Below are 3770 nucleotides of genomic sequence, written 5' to 3'. Positions count from 1 at the left end.
GCCGGAGAGCCGAAAGCCGTTGCCGGAGCGAACAGCCTGCATCTGTGTGTGGAGCGGCCGATGCTTCGGGCCCTCATCGATCGCAAGCGTCGCGAGCAGCGCACCTGAGGCAATCCTCGGCAGATGCTCCTGCTGCTGCGCGGCACTGCCGCCGCGCGACAGCGCCGAAGCGGCGAGCACGGAGGTGGCCAGAAACGGCGAGGCCATCAGCGTGCGGCCGATTTCCTCCATCACGATGCCGGCCTCGACCGGGCCGAGCGCGCTGCCGCCGAATTCTTCCGGCACCAGCAGGCTGGCAAAGCCCATTTCGGCGAAGGTCGCCCACAGTTCGCGGGAGAAGCCGGTGGCGTCCTTGCTGTCGCGCAGATGGCGCAGATGCGACACCGGCGCCTTGTCGCTGATCAGACCGCGGGCGCTGTCGCGCAGCATCGACTGTTCTTCTGTCAGGACGAGGGCCATGGGCGGTTCTCTGAGCTGATGTTCAATAGAGCTTGCTGTCGTCCCTCATGGTGCGCTTTAGCGCCGTCTCGAACCATGAGGCCACAGTCGGGCCTCATCCTTCGAGACGCGGCCTTAAGGCCGCTCCTCAGGATGAGGGGTGAGAGGACTACGCCCCCGGCAAATCGAGGATGCGTTTGGCGACGATGCCGAGCATCACCTCGCTTGTGCCGCCTTCGATCGAATTGGCCTTGGTGCGCAGCCAGGCGCGCGGCCGCGCGCCGCCGCGCGAACGCTCGCTCTCCCATTCCAGCGCGTCGATGCCGGCCGCCGACATCAAAATCTCGTAGCGGCGCTTGTTGAGCTCGGTGCCGTAATATTTCATCGCCGAGGAGAACGCCGGATGCCCCTGCCCCGCCTTGGTAAGATCGATCATGCGCTCGGCGGCGGCCGCGAGCGCAGCCTCGTCGACCTCGAACTGCGCGATCTGGCCGCGCAGCAGGGGATCGTCGAGCCGGCCCTGCGCGTCGGCACCGATCGAATCGGCTGCGACCTGCCCGAGCGGCCGGCCGACGCCGCGCTCGCCCATGCCGGAGATCATCGCGCGCTCATGCTGCAACAGATATTTGGCGACGTCCCAGCCGCGATTGACCTGCCCCACGACATGCGACTTCGGCACGCGCACATTGTCGAAAAACGTCTCGCAGAACGGTGAATAGCCGGAGATCAGCAGGATGGGTTTTGTCGACACGCCCGGTGAGGCCATGTCGAACAGGATGAACGAGATGCCGTCATGCTTCTTTGCCGCGGGATCGGTGCGCACCAGGCAGAAAATCCAGTCGGCGTAGTTCGCGTAGGATGTCCAGATTTTTTGGCCGTTGATGATGTAGTGGTCGCCGTCGCTCTCGGCGCGGGTCTGCAAGGACGCGAGATCGGAGCCGGCATTGGGCTCGGAATAACCCTGGCACCAGCGGATCAGGCCGGCGGTGATCTTTGGCAGATGCTCCCTCTTCTGCTCCTCGGTGCCGTATTTCAAGAGCGCCGGCCCGAGCATGGAAATGCCGAACGAGGTGAGCGGGGCCCGCGCGCCGATCGCCGCCATCTCCTGGCGCACGATCTTGGCCTCCTCGCCGTCGAGCCCGCCGCCGCCATATTGCTTCGGCCAGTGCGGCACGGTCCAGCCCTTGTCACGCATCCGCTCAAACCAGACGCGCTGCGCTTCGGATGCGAACTTCGCGTTGCGTCCGCCCCAAAAGGTGTCCTCGTCCGAAGCCATCGGTCGCCGCATCTCAGGCGGGCAATTGGCGTTCAGCCAGGCGCGGGTCTCCTGGCGAAATTTTTCGAGGTCGGCCATCCCGGTCGTTCCCATGTCGAGATCGTTGTGCCGCCGACCTTAGCCCGCATCAGGTGGATTGCAATGGCGGCGGCGAGATTGCAGACAATGGCCGTGCGGCGGAATAAGGTATTTCGTGCGCAGCGCACGGCTGAAAAACAAGAGGAAACGAGGATGCGCCTAAAACTGCTTTCGCCCGGCGAAATGAGCGAGAACCAGAAACAAACCTATGACGAGGCGATCGCGGGCAAGCGCGGTTCGGCGCCGGCGCCGATGATGGCCTGGCTCAACAGCCCCGAAATGGCGCGGCATGCGACCCGGCTCGGCGAGCAGTTGCGCTTCAACACGATGTTTCCGCCAAAGCTGTCGGAGATCGCGATCCTGGTCACCGCGCGGCACTGGACCGCGCATTACGAATGGTGGGCGCATCGGCGGCTGGCACTGAAGGGCGGGCTCGATGCAAAGATCATCGATGCCATCCGCGACCGCCGCACGCCCGAGTTCGACGATCCCACCGCGCAGATGATCTACGACGTCGCGAAATCGCTGCATGAGGGCCACAGCCTGACGCAGCCGCTCTACGATGCTGCGATCGCGCTTTTGGGTGAACGCGGCGTGGTCGAGATCATCGGCCTGTGCGGCTATTACACCATGGTCTCGATGACGCTGAACACATTCGAGTTCGGCCTGCCGGACGGAGAAGCGAGCGAGCTTTCGTGATCTGCTGGGCGATGGGAAGCGCGTAGGGTGGGCAAAGCGAAGCGTGCCCACCAGCTGCGGCCACGATTCTGCGAGATGGTGGGCACGGCGCAGATGCGCCTTTGCCCACCCTGCATTCGAATCGAGGCCTCGTCATTCCGGGGTGGTCCGCAGGACCGAACCCGGAATGACGAACACAATCGCGAATGATCCGGGAAGCTAGAGGCTCGGCTCGGGAAACTCGTCGACCTCGGCGAGCTGCACAGGGCGCCTGGCAAACGACACCAGGGCCAGCACGACAAGTCCCAGCGCGACCGGCGGGTAGACCACCATGTTGACCGCCGACCAGCCGTAATTGGCCAGCAGCTGCCCGGAGGAGAACGAGCCGATCGCCATCATGCCGAAGACGAGGAAATCGTTGAAAGCCTGGACCTTGTTCTTCTCCTGCGGCAGATGCGTCTCCAGCACCAGTGCCGAGGCGCCGACGAAGGCGAAATTCCAGCCCACGCCCAGCACCATCAGCGTCGCGGAAAAATGCGTCGCGGTGATGCCGGAGAGGCCGATGGTCGCGGCGGCGGCCTCCAGGAAAAGCCCGAGCGCCACGATGACGGGCGCGCCGAACCGCGCGATCAGGGCGCCGGTGAAGAAGCTCGGCCCGTACATCGCGACGATGTGCCACTGAATGGCAAAATTGGAATCGCCGACCGTGAGCCCGCAGATCTTCATGGCGAGCGGCGCCGAGGTCATCACCAGGTTCATCATCGGATAGGCAATGACGCCGCACAGGGCAGCCGCGATGAAACGCGGCTGCCGCGCGATCTCGAAGAGCGGGCGTCCGGCGTGAAGGTCGGCCTGCGCCGGCCTTGGCGCGTCGACGCCGGCGAGAATGGCCATCGCGACCAGCGCCACCGCGGCCTGCATCATGAACGAGAAGGCAAACAGATAGGGCGACCAGACATCCATGGTCCATTGCACGAGCTGTGGACCGAGCACGCCGGCGAACACGCCGCCCGCCATCACCCAGGACACCGCCTTGGGGCGGAACGCCGCGCTCGCGCCGTCGGCCGCAGCAAAGCGATAGGATTGCGCCACCGCGCCATAGAGGCCGCCGAGGAACGTCGCAAGGCAGAACAGGACGAACGAGCCGCGCAAAATGGCGAGGCAGCCGAGCAGTCCGGTCAGCGTGCCGCAGCCGGTGCCGATGATGAAGGCGATCCTGCGGCCGTAGCGGCGCGAGATCGCGCCGGTGGGCAGCGTGCCCGCGGCCATTCCGAGCACATACATCGACAACGGCACGGTC

4 protein-coding genes are annotated in these 3770 nt (G+C 65.1%); 1 reads left to right on the top strand and 3 read right to left on the bottom strand.

The features are described from left to right. Both JOZ76_RS03725 and JOZ76_RS03720 read right to left on the bottom strand, forming a co-directional pair. Positions 1 to 459: acyl-CoA dehydrogenase family protein (locus JOZ76_RS03725; RefSeq protein WP_291697277.1), on the bottom strand; the 459-nt coding region annotated here is incomplete at its 3' end. A 148-nt stretch (positions 460 to 607) separates the two neighbouring features. Then, positions 608 to 1792 carry an acyl-CoA dehydrogenase family protein gene (locus JOZ76_RS03720; RefSeq protein ID WP_291697278.1) on the bottom strand — a complete coding sequence of 395 codons (1185 nt, stop codon included), beginning with the start codon at positions 1790 to 1792 and terminating at the stop codon, positions 608 to 610. 153 nt (positions 1793 to 1945) lie between these two features. Here JOZ76_RS03720 and JOZ76_RS03715 point away from each other — a divergent pair, with 153 nt between their 5' ends. Next, positions 1946 to 2491 (top strand): carboxymuconolactone decarboxylase family protein, encoded by a 546-nt coding sequence (locus JOZ76_RS03715; protein ID WP_291697276.1) that lies wholly within the window; start codon positions 1946 to 1948, stop codon positions 2489 to 2491. A 198-nt stretch (positions 2492 to 2689) separates the two neighbouring features. Here the strand turns inward: JOZ76_RS03715 and JOZ76_RS03710 are convergent. Further along, on the bottom strand, positions 2690 to 3770 hold a 1081-nt coding region (locus JOZ76_RS03710; protein ID WP_291697275.1), incomplete at its 5' end, for an MFS transporter.

Origin of the sequence: Bradyrhizobium sp. (assembly GCF_019244115.1) — a bacterium.
GTDB lineage: Bacteria > Pseudomonadota > Alphaproteobacteria > Rhizobiales > Xanthobacteraceae > Bradyrhizobium.
This window is presented reverse-complemented; position numbering and strand designations above follow the sequence as displayed.